Origin of the sequence: Arenivirga flava, from assembly GCF_030161575.1 — a bacterium.
In the GTDB taxonomy this organism is placed as follows: domain Bacteria; phylum Actinomycetota; class Actinomycetes; order Actinomycetales; family Microbacteriaceae; genus Arenivirga; species Arenivirga flava.
Map to the genome: position 1 here is coordinate 2795325 of NZ_BSUL01000001.1, position 22865 is coordinate 2818189.

Here is a 22865-nt window from a genome sequence, read left to right on the forward strand (position 1 = left end):
TCGCCGACGTGCTCCTGTTCATCGCCCGCCGACTGGCTCTCGCCGTCGCCACCGTGCTCACCGTGGTGACCGTCGCCTTCGCGCTCGGCCGCGCCACCGGGGAACCCGGCGCGCTGCTGCTGCCCGACAACGCGACGCAGGCCGAAGTGGATGCGCTCAACGCGGCGCTCGGCTTCGACCGGCCCCTCATCGTGCAGTACCTCGACACCCTGCTCGGACTCGTCACCGGCGACTTCGGGGACTCCTACCGGCTGCGCGAGTCGGCTCTCGGGCTCGTGCTGGAGCGGGTGCCGGCCACCGTCGAGCTCGCCTTCTGGGCCTTCGTCATCGGTCTGGTGCTCGCCGTCGCCGCCGCCCTCACGATCCAGCTCACCGGCAGCCGGGTGCTCCGGGCGATCGCCGGATGGGCCGGGGCGGTGCGGCAGTCGGTGCCCGACTTCTTCTTCGCCCTGCTGCTGGTGCTGGTGTTCTCGGTGCTGCTCGGGGTGCTGCCCTCGCTCGGGCGCACCAGCTATGCCAGCCTGGTGCTGCCCGTGCTCACCCTCGCCACCGGCCAGTTCGTCATGTACCTGCGCCTGCTCGACTCGGCGCTCAGCGAGCAGGCGGAGCAGGACCACGTGCGCACCGCCATCGCGCAGGGGCAGCGGCGCTCGAGCGTGCTCTTCACCCGCATGCTGCCGAACGCGGCGCTGCCGGTGCTCGGCATGGCCGGCCTCAACCTCGGCGGGCTGCTCGGCGGCACGGTGGTCGTCGAGGTCGTCTTCGCCTGGCCGGGTCTCGGCCAGCTGCTCACCTCCGCCGTGAGCCAGCGCGACTTCCCGATCGTGCAGGCGGGCCTGGTCTTCGTGGCCCTCGCCTTCGTGATCGTCAACACCGGGGTGGACGTGCTCGTGCGCCGCATCGACACGAGGACGGCCGCCGCATGACCGCTCAGCTCGCCACCGTCACCGCGCCCGCCCCGCGCCGGTGGCGTCCGCGCCCCGGCGCCGTCGTCGGCGCCGTCATGCTCGGCGCGGTGCTGCTGCTCACCGCCGTCGTGCCGCTCCTGCCCGGTTTCGATCCGATGGGGCAGGACCTGCGGGCGGCGCTGCTGCCCCCGTTCACCGACCCCGCGCATCCGCTCGGCACGGACGCCCTCGGTCGCGACCTGCTCAGCCGCATCGCACTGGCCTCGGCGGTGACCCTCGGCATGACGCTGCTCATCGTCGCCATGAACGCGGTGATCGGCACGACGATCGGCATCCTCGCCGGGTACTTCGGCGGCCGCCTCGAGGCGCTCGTGACGCTGCTGAGCAACGTCACGCTGGCCATGCCGGTGGTGCTGCTGCTCATCGCGATCTGCGCCGTGCTGCGCCCCAGCGCGGGCCTCACGATCCTGGTGCTCGGCTGCACCTGGTGGGTCGGCTACGCCAGGGTCACCCGCAACGTGGCCGCGTCGCTGCGCCGGCAGGACTTCGTCGTCTCGCCGCTCACCCAGGGCGCCGACACCCTCTGGGTGCTGACCCGGCACATCGTGCCGAACGTGCGGCCGCACACGCTCATCATCGCCGCGACCGACATCGCCACGATCGTGCTCATCACGTCGTCGCTCGAATACCTCGGCCTCGGCGTGCAGCCGCCCGTGCCCAGCTGGGGCTCCATGATCTTCGACGGTCAGCGCCACCTCGGCGCCGACCCCTGGCTGTCCCTGCTCCCCGGCATCGTCATGCTGCTCGCCGTCGGCGGCGCGCAGTTCCTGAGCCAGCAGTTCACCGCCGAGACCCGCGGCGGGCTGCTGCGGAAGGGAGGCATGCGATGAGCGCCGTGCTGCGCATCGACGACCTGCGCATCGAGACCACGGGGGAGGCGCCCCGGGCGCTCGTCGACGGCGTCTCGCTGCGCGTCGATCGGGGCGAGGCCCTCGGCGTCGTGGGGGAGTCCGGGTCGGGCAAGAGCCTCACGGTGCTCGCCGCGCTCGGGCTCCTGCCCGCGGGCACCCGCATCGCCGGCGGTCGCATCGCGATCGACGATCGCGTGCTGGTCGATGCGGAGGCCGGCGCCTGGGCGGGGAGCGCGAGCTGCGCGCCCTGCGCGGACGCACCGCCGCGATGGTGTTCCAGGACCCGATGTCGTCCCTCGACCCGCTGCGGGCCGTGGGCGCGCAGGTCGCCGCCGCCGTGCGGGTGCACGCGCCGATGAGCCGTCGTGCCGCCCGCGAGCGCGCCGTCGAGCTGCTCACCGCGGTCGGCGTGCGCGATGCCGCCGAGCGCGCGGGCACCCGTCCGCACCAGTGGTCGGGAGGGATGCGCCAGCGCGCGATGATCGCGATGGCGATCGCCCACGATCCGCTGCTGCTCGTCGCCGACGAGCCGACGACCGCCCTGGACGTCACCGTGCAGGCGCAGGTCATGGACCTGCTCGCCGAGGTGCGCGGACGCACCGGCTCGGCCCTGGTGCTCATCACCCACGACCTGGGTCTCGTCGCCGAGAACAGCGACCGGCTCGCGGTCATGCACCACGGCCGCGTCGTCGAGACCGGCGTCACCCGCGCCGTGCTCGACGCCCCGGCGGAGCAGTACACGAAGCGCCTCATGGCCGCGATGCCCGCTGAGACCGAGCGCACCGCATCCGCCGTGCGGACGGGGAGCCGGATGCGCTGGTCGCCGACCGCATCGTCGTCGAGTACCGGGTCCCCGGCCGCAGGGCCCCGGTGCGGGCCGTCGACGGCGTCTCGCTGCGCATCGCCGCCGGCGAGACGGTCGCCGTGGTCGGCGAGTCCGGCTGCGGCAAGAGCTCGCTCGCCAAGGCGGTGCTCGGCGTGCAGCCCGCGGCGGAGGGCGCGATCGTGCTCGGCGGCGAGCCGGTGCGCAAGGAGCTCGCCGCGCGCACCGCGGTGGAGCGGGAGCGCGCGCAGATCGTCTTCCAGGACCCGTACTCCGCGCTCGACCCCCGGCTGACGGTGCACGAGCTCGTCGCCGAGCCGCTGCGCATCCGCCGGGCGTACACGCGGGCTGCGGTGACGCGGCTGCTCGCCGACGTCGGGCTCGACGAGGGGCAGGCCGAGCGGCTGCCCGGACAGCTCTCGGGCGGTCAGCGGCAGCGGGTCGGCATCGCCCGCGCGCTGGCCCTGCGGCCGAGGCTGCTCGTGCTCGACGAGCCCGTCTCGGCGCTCGACGTGTCCATCCAGGCCCAGGTGCTCGAGCTGCTCGACGGCCTGCAGCGCGAGCACGGCCTGGGCTACCTCTTCATCTCGCACGACCTGGGCGTGGTGCGCAGCATCGCCGACCGGGTCGTCGTGATGCAGCACGGGCGGGTGGTGGAGGAGGCGCCGACGGCGCGGATCTTCCGAGATCCGCAGCACCCCTTCACCCGCCAGCTGCTCGCCGCGGTGCCGCGCCTCGACGGGCCGCGCCGCGGCGCCCATCCGCTCGCCGTCTCCTGACCGCCCCGCCACCACAGAAACCGAGGACCTCCATGCCCCAGCACGCCCTCCGCCGCCGTCTGCTCGCCGCCGGCGCCCTCGCCGCCAGCGGCACCCTGCTGCTCACCAGCTGCGCCGGCGGCTTCGACGACGCCGCCGGCGACGGCGGGACGCCCACGTCGATCATCGCCGCGATCCCCACCGACCCGACGTCGATGGACCCCATCCGCTCGGGCGCCCTCGTCGTGCTCTCGGTGTTCTTCCACACCTTCGATCAGCTCGTCACCATCACCGCCGACGGCGAGCTCGCGCCGAAGCTCGCCACCGAGTGGACGTCCAACGACGACCTCACCCAGTGGGACTTCACCCTGCGCGAGGGCGTCGAGGCCAGCAACGGCGAGGCCATCACGGCCGAGGACGTGGCGTTCTCGTACCAGGCCATCCTCGACGACCCGACGAGCGAGAACTTCGCCTACCTGAGCTCGGTCGCCTCCGTCGAGGCCGTCGACGACCTCACCGTGCGCTTCACGCTCAACTCGCCGTTCTCGGCGTTCCCGCGCAACACCTCGCTGATCTCGATCGTGCCCGCGGACACCTACCAGGAGGTCGGCGCGGACGCGTTCGCGCAGGAGCCGATCGGCTCGGGCCCCTACGTCTTCGACGGCATCGAGACCGGCGTCTCCTACGACCTCGCGCGCAACGAGGGCTACTGGGGCGACGCCCCGGCGATCGAGCGGATCTCGCTGCAGCCCGTCTCCTCCGACGAGTCGCGCGTCAACGGGGTGCTCTCCGGCAGCCTCGACGTGGCGCCCATCGGCCCGACCCAGGTCGCCTCGGTCGACGGCCAGGGGCGGCGCAGGTCTTCTCGGCGCTGTCGAACGGCGTCGTCTTCCTCGGGGTGAACTCCACGAGCGGCGTGCTGGCGGATGCGCGCATCCGCGAGGCGATCGGCCACGCCATCGACCAGGAGGCCATCACCGAGGGGCTGCTGAACGGTCTCGCCGAGCCGGCGAGCGCGATGCTCGCCCCGGCGGTCGAGGGCTACAGCGACGACGTCGCGGGCCCGGAGTTCGACCCGGAGCGCGCCCGCGAGCTGCTCGCCGAGGCGGGCTACGCCGGCGAGCCGATCCCGTTCGACTACGCGACGGACGGCCGCATCCCGCTCTCGTCGGAGGTGGCCCAGACGATCCAGGCCTCCCTCGCCGACGTCGGCATCGTCGTCGACCTGCGCGGCGCCGACCAGCAGGCGCACACGCTGAAGGTGCGCGGCCGGGAGATGCAGGGCATCTACCTCAACACCTGGGCGCCGTCGACGGTGGACGGCGACCTGCCGCTGACCGACTTCTACGAGCCCGCCGGCAACAACAACTACGCGCAGGACCCGGTGACCGCCGAGCTCGCCGCCGAGCAGCGCGGCGTCACGGGCCAGGACCGGCTGGACGTGTTCGCCGAGCTGCTGAACTACAGCAACGAGCAGGGCTACTTCGTGCCGCTGTACGTGCCGATGAACAACTACGCGGCCGACCCGGACCTCGACTGGACGCCCCGCGCCGACGGCCTGTTCGACTTCTCGCGGACGGTGTTCGAGTGAGCGGCGCCGTCCTCGTCGCAGGGGCCCGCCCCTGGGGCGGTCCCGCCGTCGACGTCCGCCTCATCGACGGTGCGATCGCCGAGATCCTGCCGAGCGGATCGACGCCCCGGCCCGGCGAGACGGTGGTCGAGGGGCGGGACCGCATCCTGCTCCCCTCCTTCGCCGACGTGCACGTGCACCTCGACTCGACCCGCATCGGCCTGCCGTTCCGGCCGCACACCGGCGCGCCGGGCGTCTGGAGCATGATGCTCAACGACCGCGCGAACTGGCGCACCGCCGAGGCGACGATCGCCGAGCGCACCACGGAGACGCTGGGGCGGATGATCGCCCGAGGCACCACGAGCGCGCGCAGCTACGCGCAGGTGGACGTCGACGCGGGCCTCGAGCGGCTGCACGGGGTGCTCGCCGCGAAGGAGACCCACGCGGAGCGAGCGACCGTCGAGGTGATCGCGTTCCCGCAGGCCGGCCTGCTGCGCGAGGAGGGCTCCTTCGAGCTGCTCGAGGAGGCCATGCGCCAGGGCGCCGACGTGGTCGGCGGCATCGACCCGTGCCAGCTCGACCGCGACCCGGCGAAGCACCTCGACCTGGTGTTCGGGCTCGCCGAGCGCTTCGACGCGCCCATCGACATCCACCTGCACGAACCGGACCAGCTGGCCCGGTTCTCGGCCGAGCTGATCGTCGAGCGCACCCGCGCGCTCGGCATGACCGGTCGGGTGACCGTCTCGCACGGTTACGGCCTCGGCGAGCTGCCGCGCGAGCAGCTCGTGCCGCTGCTGGAGCAGTTCGCCGAGCTCGACATCGCCTGGGCGACCATTGCGCCGGCGAAGCCGCTGCCGACGCTGCTGCTCGCCGAGCACGGCATCCGGCTCGGTCTCGGCGAGGACGGCCAGCGCGACTACTGGACGCCCTACGGCAACGCCGACATGCTCGACCGCACCTGGCAGCTCGCCTTCACGAACGGCTTCCGCCGGGACGAGGACATCGAGCACTGCATGGCCGTCGCGACGGTCGGCGGCCGATCGGTGCTCGGCACGGCGCCGGCGCTGCGGGGCCGCCTCGACCGCCCCGGCCTCGCCGTGGGCGACCCGGCCGATCTGCAGCTCATCGCCGGTGAGACGGTGACGAGCGCGATCATGGATCGGCTGCCCGACCGGACCGTGCTGTTCCGCGGCGCGGTCGTGGCCGACGGGCTCGACCTGGTGGGCGCCGCATGATCGTGCTCACCGCCTCGCAGCTCGAGGGGCTCGTCGACCGCCCCGCCACGGAGCGCGCCGTCGCGCAGGTCTTCGCCGACATCGCCCGCGGCACGGCCGATCAGCCGGCGCCGACCTCGATGAGGACGGATGCGGGCACCGGCCGCTACGTGCTCATGGCCGCGCTGTCCGAGTCGACCGGCACCGCCGCGGTCAAGCTGCTCGCCGACGTGCCCGACAACGCGCGTCGCGGTCTGCCCACGCAGCGCTCGATGATCGCCGTGCTCGACCGCGAGCTCGGCGCCCCGGTCGCACTGCTGCACGGCGGGGTGCCCACCCGGGTGCGCACCGCCGCCGCCAGCGCGGTCGCCACCCGGGCGCTCGCCCGCGAGGACAGTCGCGTGCTCGGCCTCGTCGGCGCGGGCGGGCTGGCCCGCGAGCACGTCGAGGCGCTGCGCGGCGTGCGCGACTGGAACCGGCTCGTCATCTGGTCGCGCACCCGCGCGCGGGTGGCGGCGCTCGCCGAATCGCTGCGCTGGGACGGGCCGATCGAGGTCGTCGGCGACTGCGCATCCGTCTTCGAACGAGCGGATGCGATCTGCACGCTCACCCCCTCCGTCACCCCGATCGTCAGCGGGCACTGGCTGCGGCCGGGCCAGCACCTCAACGTCGTCGGGGCCAGGCCCCGCTCCGACGAGCGCGAGGTCGACGGCCTCACGATGTCGCGGGCCGACGTCTGGGTGGATGACCTGGCCACCGCGACCACGAAGTCCGGCGACCTCATGCTGGCCGTCGCCGAGGGCGCCATCGCCCTCGACGACGTGGTCGGCACGGTCGGCCAGGTGCTCGCCGGACAGCGCCCGGGCCGCACGAGCCCCGAGCAGATCACCCTGTTCGACTCGGTGGGCATCGGCGCGCAGGACCTGGCGATCGCCGACCTGCTCGTGCGCGAGGCGCGGGTGCGGGGCGTGGGACTGGAGCTCGACCTCAACGCCTGAGCTGCTGATTCCCGCGCGCTCCCCGCAGTTCGGCGGATTCGTGTCGCTTCGCCGAGCCCGGAGCGGCAGGAATCCGCCGATCCGCATCCGCCGGACGCGTCCAGGCTGCCGATGCCATGATCGACCCATGCCCGAGACCGCGCGCCCCGTCGACGTCGTGGTGGAGCACGTGCGCTTCGCCGGGGCCATGACGCGGGTCACGCGGATGCAGGCCGACGACGCCTCGCACGAGCGCGCCTTCGTGCTCGTGCCCGGCGTCGGGGTCTCGGCCACCTACTTCGAGTTCCTCGCCCCCACGCTGGCGCAGCGCGGGCCCGTGTACGCGCTCGATCTGCCCGGCTTCGCGGGCATGCCCCGTCCGCACGAGCAGCCCACGCCCCAGTACTTCGCCGACCACGTCGAGGCCGTCGTCGACCGCTACGGACTGGTCGACCCCGTGCTGCTCGGCCACTCCTTCGGCACCCAGGTGGTCACGGAGGTGCTGGCCCGGCGCCCGGAGCTCCGCCACGCCGTGCTCGTCAGCCCCGTGGTGAACGAGGCCGAGGCCACGCTGGTGCGCCAGGGGGTGCGCTTCGTCCAGTCGAGCGCCCGCGAGTCGCTGCACCTGGCCCTCACGGCGCTCAGCGCGTACATGCTCTGCGGCGTCGTCTACTTCGCCACCGTGCTGCCGCACATGCTGCGCTACCGGCTCAGCGACCGCATCCGCTCCGTCGACGCGGCGGTGCTGCTCCTCCGCGGTGAGTTCGACCGCTCCTCGCCGCGCCGGTTCCACAACCGCCTGTTCGAGTCGGCGGCGGATGCACGGCGCTGGGAGATCCGCGGCGCCGCGCACTCCGTCATCAACGCGCACGCGATCGGCGTCGCCGAACTCGTGCAGCGCCACGTCGACGGACGCCTGCCTCGCACCGGGCGCATGCCCGAGCACGAGGCGCGCGTGCCGCCGGCGCATCACGCCGACACCGTCATGCTGCTGCGCGCCTTCGGCAGCCGGGTCTCGGAATGGATCAGCGCGGTGCGACGGGACGAAGGCGGCGTAGCGGATGCGAAGGCCGAGCACGCGCGCCTGCTCTGGCGCGCGTACCGCGGCGACCGCTGAGCCCGCGCCCAGCCCGCTGACCGCCCGATGTCGGTGGTGCGCGCGACCATGGGCGCATGCGGCAGCTCCTCGATATCCGGCGCATCTACGCGGAGGACGAGGCGGTCGCGAGCGAGCGCGGGCAGGAGATCCTGGCGCGCTGGCCCGACGCCGAGGTGGTGCCGGTGGCGAGCCACTGGAACATCCCCGAGGTGCACGGCGACGAGCGCAATGTCTCGCGCTGGGTGCGGATCAAGACCGAGGCGCTCGTGCTGGGCGTCAAGAAGTCGGTGGTCACGCGGCCGAACGGCCGCTCAGCCGATTTCATCGCGCCCTCGACGGCGAACGGCTGCGCCATGGCGTGCGCCTACTGCTACGTGCCGCGGCGCAAGGGCTACAGCAACCCGGTGACGGTCTTCACGAACATCGACCAGATCGCGAGGCACCTCGCCCGCCACGTCGCGAAGCAGGGGCCGAAGACCGAGCCGAACCAGTGCGATCCCGAGGCCTGGGTGTACGACATCGGCGAGAACAGCGACTGCTCGGTCGACGCGATGCTCAGCGGCAACGTGCGCGAGCTCGCCGACCTGTTCCGCATGCTGCCCACGGCCAAGGCCTCCTTCGCCACCAAGCACGTCAACCGCGACCTGCTCGACTGGGACCCGATGGGGCGCACCCGCATCCGCTTCTCGCTGATGCCGCACGAGACGGCGAAGGTCACCGACATCCGCACCAGCCCGATCGCCGAGCGCATCGCGGCCATCGACGACTTCGTCGAGGCCGGCTTCGAGGTGCACGTCAACTTCTCGCCGATCGTCCTCACCCCCACGTGGTTCGAGGACTGGACCGAGCTGCTGCGGCAGGTCGAGGCCGGCATCGGCGCGAAGGCGAAGGCGCAGCTCGCCGCGGAGGTGATCTTCCTCACCCACAACGAGCAGCTGCACGAGACCAACCTCGGTTGGCATCCGAAGGCGGAGGAGCTGCTCTGGCGCCCCGACCTGCAGGAGCCGAAGGTCTCGCAGAACGGGCAGCTGAACGTGCGCTACCGCGCCGAGCAGAAGCGGCGGCACCTCGACCGCTTCCAGGCGCTGGTCGCTCGGGAGCTGCCGTACTGCCGCATCCGCTACGCCTTCTGAGCAGCGGATGAGCGGACGTCAGAGCGCCAGGTAGCTCAGCTCGTCGCCCATGTCGATCTTCTGCGTGGGCTCGGCGGGCTCGGCCGCGGTGAGCGGCGGCAGCTGGAGGTCGCGTTCGGTCATGACTGGCACTCCCTGGAGACGAGGTCGGTGATGCGGTCCATGAACCCGGCGAGCAGCTCGGCCTCGGTATCGCTGAGGTCGGCGGCGAGCTCGCGGATGCCCGCGGTGAGCGGGTCGATCAGGTCGGGATCGTCCGTGCGATCGATCGGGGTGACGAGCTTCCTGCGACCGTCGCTCGGATGCGGCCGCACCTCGATCATCTGCCCGTCGCGCAGTCGGTCGAGCAGGGCGGTGACGGAGGCGGAGGTGACGCCGAGGTGGTCGGCGAGGTCGCGAGGCGTGACCGGCTGCTCGGCGTCGGCCTGCTCGAGGATGAACCGCATGGCGATGCGCTCGGTGTCGCCGGGGCCGCAGGCCGTCTGGCGGCGGCGGGAGAGCTGCGCCTCGGCGCGGCGCAGCTCCTCGATCGCGTCCGCGGCGCGCTGCGCGTGAGGTTCGGTCAGGGTCGTCGTCATGGTCGCTCATCCCGTATCGCGTGGCGTCGTCCTGCCAGTATGCGAGCGGGTCTGAGCGGGGGTGGGGCCGCAGCTGAACGGCAGCGCAGCGACGGGCCAGTGCAGCGACGGGCCAGTGCAGCGACGGGCCAGCGCAGCGACGGTCAGAGCGTGGCGGTGCCGCCCTCGCGGTCCTCGCGGATCACCTGGCGCAGCTCGTCGTCGAGGCTCTTCGTCGGCTGCACGGCACCGATCATGCCCGCCAGGAACCGGGCCACGACTTCGAGCTCGCCGGGCTGCAGGTCGTCGACGACGTCGACCATGCGCCGGTGCATGTCGCCGAGGGTCTCGCGCACCTCGCGCTCGGACTCCTCGGTGGCGACGATCACCGTCGCACGACGGTCGGTGGGGTGCGGGGTGCGCTCGACGTGGTGCCCCTTCACGAGGCGGTCGATGAGCGTGGTCGTCGAAGCGGATGAGATGCCGAGGAACTTGGCGATGTCGCGCTGCAGCACCGAGCGGCCCTCGCGCTGCGCCTTGAGCACGTAGCGCAGGGCGAGCAGGTCGGTCTCGCCCATGCCCATCGAGTCGCGGGTGCGGGCGCGCATCGACGCCTCCTCGGTGCGGTAGCGCCGCAGCAGGTTCAGCACATCGACGCTCGAGGGGGAGTGGTGGTCCGGATACCAGTAGCCCGAGGTGCCGTGCTCGCCGTCGCTCATCCTCCGACCGTACGCCGTCCGGTCGCTCGAACGGTGAAGGAATCGGCTCGGCTCTCGAAGAGGCACGCGTCCGCTCTCACCTGGGGGGAGATGAACGACGATCGGTCGGGTTCGTGTCGTCCAGGTCGCCGCTCAGGTTTCACCGAGTCCGCGCCCGGCACTCTCACGGCTCCGAGGCGTGACGAATGCGCCGTGCGGAGCGTCACAGTAAGCGAGAACCACAGGAACGCCCCCGCTCGGGGCTGACGAGAGGAAGAACACCATGGCTCAGACGACCCCCACCCCCAACACCGCCGCCGCGGCCGCCGGAGCGACCACCGGCAAGACGACGATCGCCGACAGTGTGGTGTCGAAGCTGGCGGGCATCGCGGCCCGTGAGGTGCCGGGTGTGCACGCGCTCGGTGCGGGCGCGGCGCGTCTGGTCGGCAACATCCGCGAGGCGATCGGGAACAAGGACCTGTCGCAGGGTGTGAAGGTCGAGGTCGGTGAGACCGAGGTCGCCGCTGATGTGACGATCGTCGTGGACTACCCGGAGGAGCTGCAGAAGGTCGCCGAGGCGGTGCGTCAGTCGGTCTCGCGGGCGATCACGGAGCTGGTGGGGATGAAGGTCGCCGAGGTCAACGTCATCGTCACGGACGTGTTCATCCCGGGCGAGGACGACAAGGACGAGGCCGAGGAGTCGCGAGTCCAGTGAACGGCGCAGCGTCCATGAACGGTGTGGTGCTCGGCGCGTCGGCGGGGGTCGTTCTGGCTCTCGCCGGCCTCGCCTACGGGTTCTGGGGTGTCGTGCTCGTCGCCGTGCTCGGTGCCATCGGTGCCGTGGTCGGTGGTGCGGTGACGGGCCGGTTGGATGTGCGTGCCGCGTTCCGTGCGGCGCGCGGGCGCAAGGTCGGTTGATGGTCGGCGCGTCGCCGGCGGGCCGGGTCGTGTTGAGCAGTCGGGCGATCGAGCGCACGCTCGGTGCGTTGGCGGCCGAGGAGCTCGGCTCGCCCGCGCACCGCAGCGGCGTGCGGCTGCACGACGACGCCGGCCGGCTGGCCGTGACCGTCACCGCGACGGCCGCGATCCGTCCGGGCAGGACCGTGCTCGATGCGGCCGAGTCCGCGCAGCGGCGGGTCCTCGCGGACGGGCCGGTCCTCACCGGCGCGCAGATCACGACCGCGCGCATCCGCGTCACCGGGGTGCACGACGTCAAAGCTTCGAGGAGGGTCCGATGAACGCTCGCACGCGACGCCGACTCGGCAACCGCATGCGGCACCGGTCCCGCTCCGTCGCGGTGTCGATCGGACTGTGGGTCGCGGCGCTGCCGCTGGCCTACCTCGCCGTCGAAGCGGTGCTCGAGCTCGTCGGTGCGCCAGCGCTGTGGCAGCGTCCGCTCGACGTCGTGGGCACGATCACCGGCGCCGAGGCGGTCCGCTACGCCGTCGCCGGCGCAGCGATCCTCGCCGCGGTCATCCTGCTCGTGCTGGCGTTCGCGCCGGGGCGCCTGTCGCGGCATGAGTTGGCGGACGAGCGGATGCTCGTGATCGTCGATGACGAGGTCCTCGCCGGTGCGCTCTCCCGTGCGACCGCGACTGTGGCCGGGGTGCCGCGCGACCGGGTCAGCACCTCGGTCGGTTCGCGCAGCGCCGAGGTGACCGTGCGCCCGACCTCGGGGTTCGGCATCGACCGAGACGAGGTCGCGGCCGCCGCCGAGCGCGAGCTGGAGCGCCTCGCGCCGAGCCCGCGGGTGCGGCAGAAGGTTCGCATCGAGACCGCGGGGGTGATCGGGCGATGACCACCAGCAACCGCGCCCTCAACCGCATCCTGCTGATCCTGCTGGGCCTGATCGCCCTGGCCGGCGCGGCCCTGCTGCTGCGACCCGAGATCGACCAGCTGCTCGAACCCGCAGGCCTCGTCACACCGACCCTCGGTCTCACCGAGGCGCCGGCGCCGTGGCTGCAGGGAGGCATCATCGCCCTCGCAGCCCTCGCTGTGATCATCGCGTTGGCGTGGACCACGACCCGGGGTCGCGGCGCGGACGGCACCGCGATCGAGCGCGACGGCATCAGCATCGACGCGAACCTCGTCGAGGGGATGCTGCGCCGCCAGCTCGACGACGCGACCGAGATCGCCCACGTGCGCCTGCGCGCGTTCCGCCCGAAGGACCGCGTCCTGCTGGCCGAGATCCAGGTCACCCGCGGCGCCGACCTCGCCGACATCCACCACCGCGTGCAGGACGCCGTCGCCACCACCGACCAGCAACTCGGCACGCCGCTGCCACTGGTCGCCCACATCACCACCGGGCTCCGCTCACGCCTCGCCCACGAACGCCGCACCCACTAGAGACCACGCTCCCGCCGGGAGCGCGAACGAAAGGAAGAGATCATGGCCACGGATGACATCAAGAACACCGCGCAGGACCTCCTCGGCAAGGCCAAGGAGAAGGTCGGCGAGGTCACCGACAACGACAAGCTCGCTGCCGAGGGCAAGAAGGACCAGGCCGCGGCCGACGTCAAGAAGGCCGGCAACGCCGTTGGGGACGCACTGAAGAGCGATCGCTGAACCGTCGAACCACGAGGGCGCGCCGGCCGAGCCGGCGCGCCCTCGTCGTCGCTGCTCCGCGTCACACCGCGCGAACTCGCACCCGACGGGCAGGTGGGCAGCTTGCTATCCTCTCCCGGCGCCGGCGGTCCTCCCACCGGCGTCAGTGTCGCTAGCCTCCGACCTCCTCCTCAGCCACGGCGGCGCCCCAGCACGATCGCGCCGGCGATAGCCCCGGCCACGCCCAGCGCGGAGCCGATCACGGCGATCGGCCGTCGCCGCACGGTCAGCTTCGCGGACTCCAGCAGCTCCCTCGGCGCGAGGCGCCGCTCCAGCTCGTCCACGGCGGCTGCCAGCTCGTCGCGGGTTCGCTCCGCGTCGAGCCGGGTCACCTGCTCGCCGCCCTGCTCCTCGGTCATGATCCGCTCCCGGTGATGGTGCGCACATCCGCGCGCACGCTGTCGATGGTGTCGCGGGGTACCGGAGGCACCCCGCGTTTGACGGCCCGCACGCCGAGGAGCGCGAGCGCGGCGATGGCGAGCAGCAGCGCGCCGGCGACGACGAGCGCCGCGAGCCAACCGGGCACCGTGCCCGCGAGTCCGGCGACGGCCGCAGCGACGAGCACGCCGAGGGCGAAGAACCCGAGCACCGCGGCACCGGCCAGCAGCCCGAGACCGGTGCCGGCGGCCTTCAGCTTGCGCGCCATCTCGAGCTTGGCCGCCCGGATCTCGTCGCGGATGAGCCGGGTGACCAGATCGGTCACCCGGCCCGCGAGGTCGAGGAGGCCCCGCCGCTCGCTCACGGCGTCCTCAATCCTGGTTCGAGGGGCCGGGCTTCGGCTGCGCGTCCGACTGCGCGCCCGACTGCGCCGCCGATGCGCCCTGCTCCGGCGACTCGGCCTCCCGTGCCGCCTCGTCCGCCTTCTCGGCGGCCTTGCGGGTCGCCGCGGCGATCCTCTCGCCGCCGGGCAGCTTGTCCTTGGCGAGGTCCGCGGCCTTGGCCACGTTGTCGCGCACCTTCGGGTCGGTCCACACGTCGGCGGCCTTCGTCTTGAGGCGGTCGTAGGCCTGGCGGCCCTGCCGCGATCCGATGACGAATCCGACCGCCGCGCCGGCGATGAAGATCAGCTTGCCTCGCATGATGACGTCCCTTCCGTCGCCGCGACGTTCGCGGCGTCAGGGTCCTGACGTTAGGGAGTCGAGGGGCCCGCTTCGGCGAGGCCGACTCGGCGCCCAGGGCGCGCACAGGCAGCGCTCGGTCCCGGGGCTCGGACATGCGGCCGGCGCAGCGGATGCGGACAGCCCGCACCCCGGTGCGGCCCCTACGCTCACCGGCATGACCGCCCCGCATCCGCTCTCCGATCCGACGACCGGCACCGGCATCCCGCAGACCGTCGAGCGGATGCGACGCGTCTTCGACGGCGGCACCACCCGGCCGTACGCGTGGCGCCGCCGCCAGCTCGAGGGTCTCGGGCGCCTCCTCGCGGAGCAGCGCGTCGCGCTCGCGGAGGCGATCGACGCCGACCTGCGGCGCGGCCGCTTCGAGTCCGCGATGTTCGACGTCGCGCCGACCGCGGCCGAGGTGCGGCACGCGATCAAGCATCTGCGCGGATGGATGCGCCCGCAGCGCGTGCCGACCCCGCTCGCGGTGCAGCCGGGCAGCTCCCGGGTACTGCGCGAGCCGCTGGGCGTCGCGCTGATCATCAGCCCCTGGAACTACCCCGTGCACCTGGCGCTCGCCCCGCTCGTGGCCGCGCTCGCCGCCGGGAACTGCGCGGTGCTCAAGCCGTCCGAGCTCACCCCGACGGTGTCGGCCGTCCTGGCCCGGCTGCTGCCGGAGTACGTCGAGGGCGTGGCGGTGGTCGAGGGCGGCCCCGACGAGACGATGCAGCTCATCGACCAGGGCCTCGACCACGTCTTCTTCACCGGCAGCCCCGGCGTCGGACGCATCGTCGCGGCGGCCGCGGCGCAGCACCTCACGCCGGTCACGCTCGAGCTCGGCGGCAAGTCGCCGGCCGTCGTGACGCGCTCCTCCAACCTGCGGGTGGCGGCGCGGCGCATCCTCTTCGGCAAGCTCATCAACTCCGGGCAGACCTGCATCGCCCCCGACTACGTGCTCGTCGAGCGCTCGGTCCGCGACGAGTTCCTCGGGCACCTCGACGCCGTCGCCACCGAGTTCACCGAGCGCCGCGCGCTGCCGGTGCTCAGCGCGAAGCACGCGGAGCGCCTCTCCGACCTGCTCGCCGGCGCCGACGGGCAGCTGCTGCGCGGCGGCCCGGCCGACGCCGATCTGCTGACCATGCCGTTCAGCGTCGTCGTCGACCCCGCCGCCGACTCGGCGCTCATGTCCGAGGAGATCTTCGGGCCGATCCTGCCCGTCGTCACCGTCGACGACCTCGACGACGCGATCGCCCGCATCCGCTCGGGCAGCCGGCCCCTCGCGGCCTACCTGTTCACCCGCGACGGGCGCCAGCGCGAACGCTTCCTCGCGCGGGTGAGCGCCGGCGGCGTCGCGGTCAACCACACGGTGCTGCACCTGCAGGTGCCCGGCCTGCCGTTCGGCGGCGTCGGCACGAGCGGCACCGGCAGCTACCACGGACGCTGGGGCTTCGAGGCGTTCAGCCACCGCAAGGGCGTGCTGCGGCAGACCGACCGCATCGATCCGCCGCTGCTCTACCCGCCGTACGTCGGCCACAAGCGACGCCTCCTCGAGAAGGCCCTCTGAGCGAGCGGATGCGCTGAGCGGCCGGATGCGCTGAGCGAGCGGATGCGCTGAGCGGCTAGTACGGACGGGCTTCCAGCAGGGTCCGAGCGTACGGGCGCATCCTGCTCCTCACCAGCGGGGGTCGGGAAGCGGGAGCCGGCGATGCAGACGAACTTGGTGACCTCGACGCGGATCGCGTCCGTCGCGTACGAGCTGCGCACACGCCACCTCATCCTCGAGTTCAAGGACGGCACGGTGCGCGACTACGCCGGCGTCGACATCGGGCTCTACCACCAGGTGCTGCTGCCGCATCCGTGGCGTCGGGTCGGGGAGCAGCTCGATGCGCTGCCCCACCGCGACCTGCACCTGGTGGCGGAGGAAGCCTGAGGAAGACCTGTCCTGCTCCGCTCGCCTCGCGGCGGCGGCGGCGGCGGCGGTGGCGGCGGTGGCGGCGGCGGCGATGCAGTACGCGAGCGACAGGGCGGTACGCGCCTGCGTACCGCCCTGTCGCTCGCGTACTGCCGCGCGCTGCGGGAGGCGCGCTGCGGGAGGCGCGCTGCGGGAGGCGCGCTGCGGGAGGCGCGCTGCGGGAGGCGCGCTGCGGGAGGCGCGCTGCGGGAGGCGCGCTGCGGGAGGCGCGGCGCGGGAGGCGCGCCGCGGGAGGTGCGCCGTCGTCCCGCGGAACCTGACGCCGCCGGCCGCCGCTAGAGGTCGACCTTGGCGTTGTCGCCCTCCATCCGCTCGCCCGTGATCTTCGACTTCACGAACGAGAAGACGGTCGAGACGCCGCCGCCGGGGCTGTCCCAGTACTCGGCGCCCTCGGCCTCGAAGCGCACCAGGCCCGCGTTCGGGTCGCCGGGACCGTCGGGGAACCACGCCTCGACGCCCGCGCTCCACAGCTCCTCGAGCTTCGCGTGGTCGTCGACGACGGCGGCCGTCCCGGTCAGCGACAGCCAGTTGCCGTTCCTGCTGAAGGTCACGCCGACGCGCTCGTCCTGACGCAGCTGCGCGACGGCGGGGGAGTCGAGGGCGACGATGAACCACAGGTCGCCGTCGAACTCGCGCTCCTGCACGGTGAAGGGGCGGCCGACCAGCTGGCCGTGCTCGTTCCTCGTGGTGAACATGGCGAAGCGGTGCTCCTTCAGCAGCTCCGCGACCTTGGCCTGGTGATCCTCGTGCGACATGACGTGCTCCTCTCGTCGGGCTCCCGACGCTAGGCCGGGTGCCGAGCGGATGCGCGGATGCAGCGCTGAGGCACAGCCCGCGGACAGGGCACGAGCGGACACGCGCGTTGACTCCGCAGAGTGGTTTGCGGTACAAAGTTAACCGCCGGGCGAAGGGCGCCCGAGACGGAGGCCGCACGATGTCCGAGACCGAAGCGCCGCTGACCGCCGAGCAGGCGCTCGCGCTCGCGGGACAGCAGCAGCGGCGTATGGACGCGGTGGCCCTGCGCCCGGTGATGCTCATCCTCAGCGCGTGGGGCCTCGCGTGGGGCATCGGGTTCCTGGCGGTGTGGCTCTCGCGGGCGGAGTCCCCGGTCATCGCGCCGGGCGCCGCTTGGGCGGTCTTCGGGGCGCTGCTGATCGCCGCCGTCGTGACGAGCGGCGTCGCCGGCGCGCGCATCGGGCGCGGGGTGCGCGGAGGCGACGGCGGCTTCGTCGGCGGCGTGTACGGCTTCAGCTGGGCGATCGCCCCCTCGCCATCACCGCGATGGGCGTCGCCTTCGCCCGCGCCGGCGCCGATGCCGCGGTGCTCGACCTCTTCTACCCGGCCGCCTACTCGCTCGTGGTGGGCATGCTCTACATCGTCGGCGCCGCGCTGTTCCGCGCCGTGCCGATGCTGTTCCTCGGCGGATGGATCCTGCTGGTTGGCACCATCGCCCCGTTCTTCGGCACGCCGACCCACTACCTCGTCATGTCGGTCGCCGCCGGTGGCGGTTTCCTCGCCGGAGCCGTGGCCATGGCGATCATCTCGGCCGCGCGCCCGAGGGTCGCCCGTGGCTGAACTCGACCCGATCATCCACGCCCAAGCGCGTCTGCGCATCATGGCGACGCTGGCGACGCTCGGCCCGACTGAGTCGATCTCCTTCCCGCGTCTGCAGGAGCTGCTCGAGATGACGGCGGGCAACCTCTCCACCCACCTGCGCAAGCTCGAGGAGGCCGGGTACTGCTCGCAGGAGAAGGCCTTCAAGGGCCGTACCCCGGTGACGTACGTCGCCACCACGAAGGCCGGCCGTCGCGCCTTCGAGGACTACATGGAACAGCTCCGCACCCTGCTGGGAGGCACCGCGTGACCACCGCTCCGCTCGCCGTGCTCGATCGCGTGACCCGACGCTTCGGCGCATCCGTCGCCCTCGACGACGTCTCGCTCGCCATCGAGCCGGGCGTCGTGCTCGGCCTGCTCGGCCCGAACGGCGCCGGCAAGAGCACCGCCCTCTCGCTGCTGCAGGGGCTCCGCCGCCCGACGAGCGGCACCGTGAGCCTCTTCGGCGGCGATCCGCAGCACGCGCGCTCGCGGGCCGGGCTCGGCTCGACGCCGCAGCAGACCGCGCTGCCGCCGACGCTGCGGGTCGGCGAGACCATCGACTTCATCGGCGCCCACTTCGACGACCGCATGCCCACCGCGCAGCTCGCCGACGAGTTCGGGCTCACCGTCCTGCTCAAGCGGCAGAACGGCGCTCTCTCCGGTGGCCAGCGGCGCCGCCTCGCCGTGGCCCTCGCCTTCGTCGGGCGCCCTCGGCTGGTGCTGCTCGACGAGCCCACGACCGGGCTCGACGTCGACGCCCGCCGCTCGCTCTGGGACGCGGTGCGCCGTCAGCACGAGCTCGGCACCACGGTCGTGCTCACGAGCCACTACCTGGAGGAGATCGAGGCGCTCGCCGAACGCGTGGTGGTGCTCGGCGAGGGGCGCGTGCTCGTGGACGACCGCCTCGACGCCGTGCTGGGAGTCGTCGACCGCCGCCGCGTGCTGCTGCGCACCCCGCATCCCGAGGCGCTCGCGGGCGTGCCCGGCATCGACCGGCGCGTCGACGACGACGGGCTCGTCGTCATCGACACCGCGGACTCGGATGCGCTGATCCGCGAGCTCGTGCTGCGCGGCATCCCCTTCAGCGACCTGCGCGTGCACGGCGCGAGCCTCGAGGAGGCCTTCCTCGCCCTCACCGCCGAGCCGTCGGCCTGAACCGGAGGTCCGCTCCCGTGTCCACGATCGGCATCGCCGCCACCCACCTCAAGTACTCGCTCATCGAGACCGCCCGCGTACCGATGGCCATCATCGGTGCGCTGGTCTTCCCTGCCATCTCGCTGCTGTTCTTCGTCGTGCCGCAGGCGGCCATCGCCGAGGACCCGCGGCTCGCCACCCACGCCGTGATCGCGGTCAGCATCTTCGCGGTCATGGCTGGCTGCCTCTTCAACGTCGGGCTCGACCTCGCCGAGCGCCGCGAGGGGGCCTGGGATCCGTACCTGCGCACGATGCCGGTGCCCGGCCTCGCCCGCGTGCTCGCCCACGGCGCGCGGGTGCTCATCATCGCGATCGCGGCCGTGCTGCCGGTGCTGGCCATCGGCGCGCTGCTCACCGCTGCCGAGGCGTCGGCCGCGGGCACCGTCGCCGGGCTCGGCATGCTCGTGCTGACCGCGGTGCCCTTCGTGCTGCTCGGCACGGTGATCGGCTACGGGCTGCCGCCGAAGGCCGCCATCCCGGTGATCATGGTCGCGATGATGTCGCTCGCCTTCGGCGGTGGTCTCTTCCTGCCCCCGCAGCTGTTCCCGAGCTGGCTCGCCGACGCCTCGGCGTTCCTGCCCACCCGCCAGGCCCGCGAGCTCGTGATCTGGGCGGTGCAGGGCGGCGAGCTCGCATGGTGGGCGCCGATCGGGGTGCTCGCCTGGTCGGGGGCGCTGCTGCTCGTCTCCGTCGCGCTGCTGCGGAGGGATGCGGGCCGGCGCTTCCGCTGATCGGCGCCTCGCGCGGCTGGCGCTGCGCAGCATCCGACAACCGGGGTGAGCGCGCCCCGACGAGCGCTGTGCGAACTGCCCCGTATCCCTCCGCCGGCCGTACGCTCGCCCGGTGCCGCTGCATCCGCTCTCAGCCGACCCCGACCCGCTGCCCGGCGCGCAGGTCGCGGCGCAGCGATGGAGCGACCTGGCCTTCGTGCACTGGCGTGCCGACCCCGCCGCGGTCGCGCCGCTGCTGCCGCCGGGCACCGAGCCCGACCTCTTCGACGGCTCGACCTGGGTCGGCCTGATCGCATTCCGGCTGCAGCGGGCCAGTCTCGGCCCGCTGCCGCCGTTCCCCCTGTTCGGCGACTTCACCGAGATCAACGTGCGGCTCTACGCACGCGACGCCTCGGGACGGCGCGGCGTCGTGTTCCGCTCGCTCGAGGCCGGCAGCCTGCCCGCCGTGCTCGCCGCGCAGGCGCTGTTCGGCCTGCCGTACCGCTGGGCGCGGGCCGCGCAGCGGCGTACGGCGGACGGATGGGAGTACGCCTCCGCCCGCCTGCCGCGCGGGCCCCGCACGCGCCTGCGCATCGCCGTGGAACCGGGTGAGGCGGACGATCCGTTGAGCACCTTCCTCACAGCACGATGGGGCCTCTTCGAGCAGCGCCTCGGCGCCACGCGCTGGCTGCCGAACAGCCACGAGCGCTGGCGGCTGCAGCCGGCCCGGCTCGTCTCGCTGCGCGACGAGCTCGTCCAGGCGGCGGGTCTGCCCGGCATCGTCGACGGCCCGCCCGAGTCGGTGCTCTTCAGCCCCGGTGTGACGACGCGCTTCGGCGTCGGTGCCAGGCTCTAACGCCTCCGCGCCTCCCGCATCGTGTCCCTCGGGCGCTCGCCGAAGCGCTCGCCGTAGTATTGCGCGAAGCGGCCGAGGTGCGTGAACCCCCAGCGGTTGGCGACGGCGCCCACCGTGCTGCCGCCGTCGGGGGACAGCAGATCCTCGCGCACGCGGTCGAGCCGCAGCAGGCGCAGGTACTCGAGCGGCGGCATGCCGTGCCGCCGCTGGAACGCGTCCTGCACGCCCCGTACCGACAGGCCCGCGGCCTCGGCGATCCGATCGATCGTCAGCGGCTCGTGCGCGCGGGCGCTCATGAACTCGATGGCGTGGCCGATGCGCGATGCGCGGACGACGCCGACCTGTGCGCGCGCCGGCGTCGAGACGTGCTCGAAGGCGTGCAGCAGCGCGGCCACCGCGCTGCGCTTGGTCTCGGCGATCGCCAGCGGCGACGCACCCGGCGCGTGCAGCACGCGTCCGACGGATGCGGCGGTCGACGCCCAGAGCGTCGCCGTCGCGCGATCGGGCTGGCTGAGCGCGAAACGCAGGCTGCCGGGCTCGGCGTTCTCGAGCGCCGCCGCCTCGGCGTCGACGAGGGCGGAGCTGAAGAGCATGTTGCTCTCGCGGTAGTCCCGGGCGCTGAAGTGGCAGGAGCGGTCGACGGGCACGACCACGGGCAGGCCGGTGCCGACGGAGACCCTGTCCGCACCCGCGGTCATCGACCCGGTGCCGTCCGTCAGCCAGGCGACGATGACGACGCCCGTGAGCACGAACGACCCGCTCATCGCCCCGTCGACCGTGGTGCTGCGCAGCTGCAGTTGGGCGTCCCCGACCGATGAGCAGCGCCAGGCGAAGGGACGGTCGGTCCGCTCGAGTCGGTAGTCGCGGCCGTTGTAGCCCTGCTCGAAGAACGTCCGGGCGCTCTCGAGATCGTCGCCGCCGACGCTCCAGCGGTGCTCGGAGGCTGCTGGCATGGTCACGCTCCCACGTTCCCGCGTCCGGACGCATCGGCGGAATCGATCATCCGGAAACTGCGGGTCCGACGCGGGCGACGAGGCCCAGTGCGGCGGCCGTGGCGCCGATCACCGCGGCGGCGGTGAACGCTGCGGCGTAGCCGAGCGCCCCGACCGTCGCGCCGACGGCCGCGGCACCGATCGCCTGCCCGAGCACCAGCAGCACGAAGAGCAGCGCCGTGCCGCTCGCCGCGCGGTCCCGGTCGACGCCGGCGGTCCAGGCGATGAGGGCGCCGGTCGCAGCGGTGTACCCCCACCCGAAGGCGAAGCACGCGGCGAGCGACCCCGGCGTCCAAGCTGGCGTCGCGACGAGCGCGAGCGTCGAGAGCGTCAGCGCCGCGGCGCTCAGCGACCAGGCGCGGCGCGGCGCCAGGGCGCTCATCAGCTGCGCCGTCGGCACGACCGCGAGCCCGCCGGCGCCGAGCGCGACCCAGGCGAGCACTGAGGCCTGCGGGGCCGTGCCGGCGTCGGCCAGCAGGGCGCGCCCGGCGTTCCAGACCGCGGCGGATGCGGCGCCCGCGAGCAGAGCGGCGGCGATGACGAGCCGGTGCGAGCGGAACCAGTCGCGCGGCGGCAGCGCGCCGTTCGCGCGGTGCGGTCCCGTCACATCCTCCGCGCCGCCCGCGTCGGGCCGGTCGAGCAGCAGCACCGCGGCCGCAGCCGCCACCGACACCGCGGCGGCCGCCCACCAGGCGAGCCGCCATTGCGGCACCAGCAGCAGCGCGAGCAGACCCGCGGCCACCAGCCCGGGACCGGTGCCTGCGTTGACGACGGCCTGCGCCCGGTCGACCGCGCTGGAGCGCATCCCACGTTGCACGATGCGCACGAGCGCCGGTGAGGCGAGGCCCGCCGCGGCCGAGGCGAGCACCGCAGCGGGCGCGAGCGCGGAGGTCGAGGCGGCGAGCGCCATGCCGATCGAGCCGAACGCGCCGGTGGCGCCGGCGAGCAGTACCAGCGTGCGAGCCCGCCGCGACGCGAGCAGGAACCCCGCGAGGGCGCCGACGCAGTAGGCGATCGACGCGGCCGATGAGATCGCCCCGGCGGCGCCCGCGTCGAAGCGCAGCTCGTCCTGCATGTCGGGCAGGTGCAGCCCCCAGGCGAGGCGCACCAGGCCGTAGGTCGCGGCGACGAGCGCGGAGGAGGCCACGACGAGCGCGGTCGATAATGAAAACGTACGTTTCACTTTTGCGAGT

Annotated in this window: 31 protein-coding genes and 1 pseudogene; 24 read left to right on the top strand and 8 right to left on the bottom strand. The window is 73.2% G+C overall.

Features of this window, described 5'->3' with window-relative positions; all coding sequences use genetic code 11:
- The first annotated feature begins 8 nt into the window (after nucleotides 1–8).
- The 11 genes and pseudogenes from QQK26_RS13650 to QQK26_RS13700 all read left to right on the top strand — a co-directional run bounded on the left by QQK26_RS13650 (nucleotide 9) and on the right by QQK26_RS13700 (nucleotide 9393).
- The gene (locus QQK26_RS13650; protein ID WP_284233711.1) at nucleotides 9–926 is read left to right on the top strand and encodes an ABC transporter permease; all 918 of its coding nucleotides are present in this window, start codon (nucleotides 9–11) and stop codon (nucleotides 924–926) included.
- Nucleotides 923–1798 carry an ABC transporter permease gene (locus QQK26_RS13655; RefSeq protein ID WP_284233713.1) on the top strand — a complete coding sequence of 292 codons (876 nt, stop codon included), beginning with the start codon at nucleotides 923–925 and terminating at the stop codon, nucleotides 1796–1798. Before QQK26_RS13650 ends, QQK26_RS13655 begins: the two co-directional genes overlap by 4 nt.
- The gene (locus QQK26_RS13660; protein ID WP_284233715.1) at nucleotides 1795–2178 is read left to right on the top strand and encodes an ATP-binding cassette domain-containing protein; all 384 of its coding nucleotides are present in this window, start codon (nucleotides 1795–1797) and stop codon (nucleotides 2176–2178) included. Before QQK26_RS13655 ends, QQK26_RS13660 begins: the two co-directional genes overlap by 4 nt.
- Nucleotides 2106–2297, top strand: a pseudogene (locus QQK26_RS13665) (ABC transporter ATP-binding protein); the annotation flags it as partial. The gene QQK26_RS13660 and the pseudogene QQK26_RS13665, both read left to right, overlap by 73 nt.
- 392 nt (nucleotides 2298–2689) lie before the next feature.
- Nucleotides 2690–3421 carry an ATP-binding cassette domain-containing protein gene (locus QQK26_RS13670; RefSeq protein ID WP_284233717.1) on the top strand — a complete coding sequence of 244 codons (732 nt, stop codon included), beginning with the start codon at nucleotides 2690–2692 and terminating at the stop codon, nucleotides 3419–3421.
- A gap of 32 nt (nucleotides 3422–3453) precedes the next feature.
- Nucleotides 3454–4302: an ABC transporter substrate-binding protein gene (locus QQK26_RS13675; protein WP_284233719.1), complete on the top strand. Its 849-nt coding sequence runs from the start codon at nucleotides 3454–3456 to the stop codon at nucleotides 4300–4302.
- A complete protein-coding gene (locus QQK26_RS13680) occupies nucleotides 4299–4991 on the top strand; it encodes an ABC transporter substrate-binding protein (RefSeq protein ID WP_284233722.1) in 693 nt (230 codons plus the stop codon). The genes QQK26_RS13675 and QQK26_RS13680 overlap by 4 nt, the downstream gene beginning before the upstream one ends.
- On the top strand, nucleotides 4988–6205 hold the full coding sequence (locus QQK26_RS13685; protein WP_284233724.1) for an amidohydrolase family protein: 1218 nt from the start codon (nucleotides 4988–4990) through the stop codon (nucleotides 6203–6205). Before QQK26_RS13680 ends, QQK26_RS13685 begins: the two co-directional genes overlap by 4 nt.
- Nucleotides 6202–7182, top strand: coding sequence for an ornithine cyclodeaminase family protein (locus QQK26_RS13690; RefSeq protein WP_284233726.1), 981 nt, complete (start codon nucleotides 6202–6204; stop codon nucleotides 7180–7182). The genes QQK26_RS13685 and QQK26_RS13690 overlap by 4 nt, the downstream gene beginning before the upstream one ends.
- Before the next feature lie 127 nt (nucleotides 7183–7309).
- Nucleotides 7310–8278, top strand: a complete 969-nt coding sequence (locus QQK26_RS13695) for an alpha/beta fold hydrolase (RefSeq protein ID WP_284233728.1) — start codon at nucleotides 7310–7312, stop codon at nucleotides 8276–8278.
- A gap of 56 nt (nucleotides 8279–8334) precedes the next feature.
- Nucleotides 8335–9393 (top strand): spore photoproduct lyase family protein, encoded by a 1059-nt coding sequence (locus QQK26_RS13700; RefSeq protein WP_284233730.1) that lies wholly within the window; start codon nucleotides 8335–8337, stop codon nucleotides 9391–9393.
- A gap of 119 nt (nucleotides 9394–9512) precedes the next feature.
- On the opposite strand, the gene QQK26_RS13705 is transcribed toward QQK26_RS13700, so the two are convergent.
- Nucleotides 9513–9971, bottom strand: coding sequence for a MarR family winged helix-turn-helix transcriptional regulator (locus QQK26_RS13705; protein ID WP_284233732.1), 459 nt, complete (start codon nucleotides 9969–9971; stop codon nucleotides 9513–9515).
- A gap of 143 nt (nucleotides 9972–10114) precedes the next feature.
- Complete coding sequence (locus QQK26_RS13710) at nucleotides 10115–10669, bottom strand: MarR family winged helix-turn-helix transcriptional regulator (protein WP_284233734.1); 555 nt, start codon at nucleotides 10667–10669, stop codon at nucleotides 10115–10117.
- A gap of 262 nt (nucleotides 10670–10931) precedes the next feature.
- On the opposite strand from QQK26_RS13710, the gene QQK26_RS13715 reads away from it, so the two are divergent.
- The 6 genes from QQK26_RS13715 (at nucleotide 10932) to QQK26_RS13740 (ending at nucleotide 13213) form a co-directional block, all read left to right on the top strand.
- Entirely contained in the window at nucleotides 10932–11363 is a 432-nt protein-coding gene (locus QQK26_RS13715) for an Asp23/Gls24 family envelope stress response protein (protein WP_284233736.1), read from the top strand.
- Nucleotides 11360–11566: a DUF2273 domain-containing protein gene (locus tag QQK26_RS13720; RefSeq protein ID WP_348520023.1), complete on the top strand. Its 207-nt coding sequence runs from the start codon at nucleotides 11360–11362 to the stop codon at nucleotides 11564–11566. The genes QQK26_RS13715 and QQK26_RS13720 overlap by 4 nt, the downstream gene beginning before the upstream one ends.
- A 68-nt stretch (nucleotides 11567–11634) precedes the next feature.
- On the top strand, nucleotides 11635–11886 hold the full coding sequence (locus QQK26_RS13725; RefSeq protein WP_284231845.1) for a hypothetical protein: 252 nt from the start codon (nucleotides 11635–11637) through the stop codon (nucleotides 11884–11886).
- A complete protein-coding gene (locus QQK26_RS13730) occupies nucleotides 11883–12446 on the top strand; it encodes a DUF6286 domain-containing protein (RefSeq protein WP_284233738.1) in 564 nt (187 codons plus the stop codon). The genes QQK26_RS13725 and QQK26_RS13730 overlap by 4 nt, the downstream gene beginning before the upstream one ends.
- Nucleotides 12443–12994, top strand: a complete 552-nt coding sequence (locus QQK26_RS13735) for a hypothetical protein (RefSeq protein WP_284233739.1) — start codon at nucleotides 12443–12445, stop codon at nucleotides 12992–12994. The genes QQK26_RS13730 and QQK26_RS13735 overlap by 4 nt, the downstream gene beginning before the upstream one ends.
- A 42-nt stretch (nucleotides 12995–13036) precedes the next feature.
- Nucleotides 13037–13213 carry a CsbD family protein gene (locus tag QQK26_RS13740; protein WP_284233741.1) on the top strand — a complete coding sequence of 59 codons (177 nt, stop codon included), beginning with the start codon at nucleotides 13037–13039 and terminating at the stop codon, nucleotides 13211–13213.
- Between the two features lie 170 nt (nucleotides 13214–13383).
- On the opposite strand, the gene QQK26_RS13745 is transcribed toward QQK26_RS13740, so the two are convergent.
- The 3 genes from QQK26_RS13745 to QQK26_RS13755 are packed head-to-tail and all read right to left on the bottom strand — an operon-like array spanning nucleotide 13384 to nucleotide 14331.
- Nucleotides 13384–13611 (bottom strand): DUF3618 domain-containing protein, encoded by a 228-nt coding sequence (locus tag QQK26_RS13745; protein WP_284233743.1) that lies wholly within the window; start codon nucleotides 13609–13611, stop codon nucleotides 13384–13386.
- The gene (locus QQK26_RS13750) at nucleotides 13608–13994 is read right to left on the bottom strand and encodes a phage holin family protein (protein ID WP_284233745.1); all 387 of its coding nucleotides are present in this window, start codon (nucleotides 13992–13994) and stop codon (nucleotides 13608–13610) included. Before QQK26_RS13750 ends, QQK26_RS13745 begins: the two co-directional genes overlap by 4 nt.
- Before the next feature lie 7 nt (nucleotides 13995–14001).
- Nucleotides 14002–14331, bottom strand: a complete 330-nt coding sequence (locus QQK26_RS13755; protein WP_284233749.1) for a hypothetical protein — start codon at nucleotides 14329–14331, stop codon at nucleotides 14002–14004.
- A 196-nt stretch (nucleotides 14332–14527) separates the two neighbouring features.
- Between QQK26_RS13755 and QQK26_RS13760 the strand changes: the two genes are divergently transcribed.
- Complete coding sequence (locus QQK26_RS13760; RefSeq protein WP_284233751.1) at nucleotides 14528–15916, top strand: aldehyde dehydrogenase family protein; 1389 nt, start codon at nucleotides 14528–14530, stop codon at nucleotides 15914–15916.
- 141 nt (nucleotides 15917–16057) lie between these two features.
- Nucleotides 16058–16282: a KTSC domain-containing protein gene (locus QQK26_RS13765; protein WP_284233753.1), complete on the top strand. Its 225-nt coding sequence runs from the start codon at nucleotides 16058–16060 to the stop codon at nucleotides 16280–16282.
- 317 nt (nucleotides 16283–16599) lie between these two features.
- Here the strand turns inward: QQK26_RS13765 and QQK26_RS13770 are convergent, their stop codons facing one another.
- Nucleotides 16600–17079 carry a pyridoxamine 5'-phosphate oxidase family protein gene (locus QQK26_RS13770; RefSeq protein ID WP_284233754.1) on the bottom strand — a complete coding sequence of 160 codons (480 nt, stop codon included), beginning with the start codon at nucleotides 17077–17079 and terminating at the stop codon, nucleotides 16600–16602.
- Nucleotides 17080–17605: 526 nt separating this feature from the next.
- Here QQK26_RS13770 and QQK26_RS13775 point away from each other — a divergent pair.
- The 5 genes from QQK26_RS13775 (at nucleotide 17606) to QQK26_RS13795 (ending at nucleotide 20680) form a co-directional block, all read left to right on the top strand.
- Nucleotides 17606–17899: a hypothetical protein gene (locus QQK26_RS13775; protein WP_284233756.1), complete on the top strand. Its 294-nt coding sequence runs from the start codon at nucleotides 17606–17608 to the stop codon at nucleotides 17897–17899.
- Nucleotides 17892–18188 (top strand): transcriptional regulator, encoded by a 297-nt coding sequence (locus QQK26_RS13780; RefSeq protein WP_284233758.1) that lies wholly within the window; start codon nucleotides 17892–17894, stop codon nucleotides 18186–18188. The genes QQK26_RS13775 and QQK26_RS13780 overlap by 8 nt, the downstream gene beginning before the upstream one ends.
- A complete protein-coding gene (locus QQK26_RS13785; RefSeq protein ID WP_284233760.1) occupies nucleotides 18185–19075 on the top strand; it encodes an ABC transporter ATP-binding protein in 891 nt (296 codons plus the stop codon). The genes QQK26_RS13780 and QQK26_RS13785 overlap by 4 nt, the downstream gene beginning before the upstream one ends.
- Nucleotides 19076–19092: 17 nt before the next feature.
- Nucleotides 19093–19845: an ABC transporter permease gene (locus QQK26_RS13790; protein ID WP_284233762.1), complete on the top strand. Its 753-nt coding sequence runs from the start codon at nucleotides 19093–19095 to the stop codon at nucleotides 19843–19845.
- Between the two features lie 112 nt (nucleotides 19846–19957).
- Nucleotides 19958–20680, top strand: a complete 723-nt coding sequence (locus QQK26_RS13795; protein ID WP_284233766.1) for a YqjF family protein — start codon at nucleotides 19958–19960, stop codon at nucleotides 20678–20680.
- Here QQK26_RS13795 and QQK26_RS13800 read toward each other — a convergent pair.
- Nucleotides 20677–21633, bottom strand: a complete 957-nt coding sequence (locus QQK26_RS13800; RefSeq protein ID WP_284235349.1) for a helix-turn-helix domain-containing protein — start codon at nucleotides 21631–21633, stop codon at nucleotides 20677–20679. The two genes, QQK26_RS13795 and QQK26_RS13800, sit on opposite strands and share 4 nt — an antisense overlap.
- Before the next feature lie 46 nt (nucleotides 21634–21679).
- Nucleotides 21680–22855, bottom strand: a complete 1176-nt coding sequence (locus QQK26_RS13805) for an MFS transporter (RefSeq protein ID WP_284233769.1) — start codon at nucleotides 22853–22855, stop codon at nucleotides 21680–21682.
- Nucleotides 22856–22865: the final 10 nt, after the last annotated feature.

Excerpts from the sequence above, each read along its gene's own strand:
- QQK26_RS13695 (WP_284233728.1), top strand. The coding sequence starts at position 7,310 with ATGCCCGAGACCGCGCGCCCCGTCGACGTCGTGGTGGAGCACGTGCGC.
- QQK26_RS13800 (WP_284235349.1), bottom strand. The coding sequence starts at position 21,633 with ATGCCAGCAGCCTCCGAGCACCGCTGGAGCGTCGGCGGCGACGATCTC.
- QQK26_RS13675 (WP_284233719.1), top strand. The coding sequence starts at position 3,454 with ATGCCCCAGCACGCCCTCCGCCGCCGTCTGCTCGCCGCCGGCGCCCTC.
- QQK26_RS13735 (WP_284233739.1), top strand. The coding sequence starts at position 12,443 with ATGACCACCAGCAACCGCGCCCTCAACCGCATCCTGCTGATCCTGCTG.
- QQK26_RS13755 (WP_284233749.1), bottom strand. The coding sequence starts at position 14,331 with ATGCGAGGCAAGCTGATCTTCATCGCCGGCGCGGCGGTCGGATTCGTC.
- QQK26_RS13760 (WP_284233751.1), top strand. The coding sequence starts at position 14,528 with ATGACCGCCCCGCATCCGCTCTCCGATCCGACGACCGGCACCGGCATC.
- QQK26_RS13715 (WP_284233736.1), top strand. The coding sequence starts at position 10,932 with ATGGCTCAGACGACCCCCACCCCCAACACCGCCGCCGCGGCCGCCGGA.
- QQK26_RS13730 (WP_284233738.1), top strand. The coding sequence starts at position 11,883 with ATGAACGCTCGCACGCGACGCCGACTCGGCAACCGCATGCGGCACCGG.
- QQK26_RS13740 (WP_284233741.1), top strand. The coding sequence starts at position 13,037 with ATGGCCACGGATGACATCAAGAACACCGCGCAGGACCTCCTCGGCAAG.
- QQK26_RS13655 (WP_284233713.1), top strand. The coding sequence starts at position 923 with ATGACCGCTCAGCTCGCCACCGTCACCGCGCCCGCCCCGCGCCGGTGG.
- QQK26_RS13690 (WP_284233726.1), top strand. The coding sequence starts at position 6,202 with ATGATCGTGCTCACCGCCTCGCAGCTCGAGGGGCTCGTCGACCGCCCC.
- QQK26_RS13745 (WP_284233743.1), bottom strand. The coding sequence starts at position 13,611 with ATGACCGAGGAGCAGGGCGGCGAGCAGGTGACCCGGCTCGACGCGGAG.
- QQK26_RS13660 (WP_284233715.1), top strand. The coding sequence starts at position 1,795 with ATGAGCGCCGTGCTGCGCATCGACGACCTGCGCATCGAGACCACGGGG.
- QQK26_RS13770 (WP_284233754.1), bottom strand. The coding sequence starts at position 17,079 with ATGTCGCACGAGGATCACCAGGCCAAGGTCGCGGAGCTGCTGAAGGAG.
- QQK26_RS13775 (WP_284233756.1), top strand. The coding sequence starts at position 17,606 with ATGGGCGTCGCCTTCGCCCGCGCCGGCGCCGATGCCGCGGTGCTCGAC.
- QQK26_RS13710 (WP_284233734.1), bottom strand. The coding sequence starts at position 10,669 with ATGAGCGACGGCGAGCACGGCACCTCGGGCTACTGGTATCCGGACCAC.
- QQK26_RS13705 (WP_284233732.1), bottom strand. The coding sequence starts at position 9,971 with ATGACGACGACCCTGACCGAACCTCACGCGCAGCGCGCCGCGGACGCG.
- QQK26_RS13765 (WP_284233753.1), top strand. The coding sequence starts at position 16,058 with ATGCAGACGAACTTGGTGACCTCGACGCGGATCGCGTCCGTCGCGTAC.
- QQK26_RS13700 (WP_284233730.1), top strand. The coding sequence starts at position 8,335 with ATGCGGCAGCTCCTCGATATCCGGCGCATCTACGCGGAGGACGAGGCG.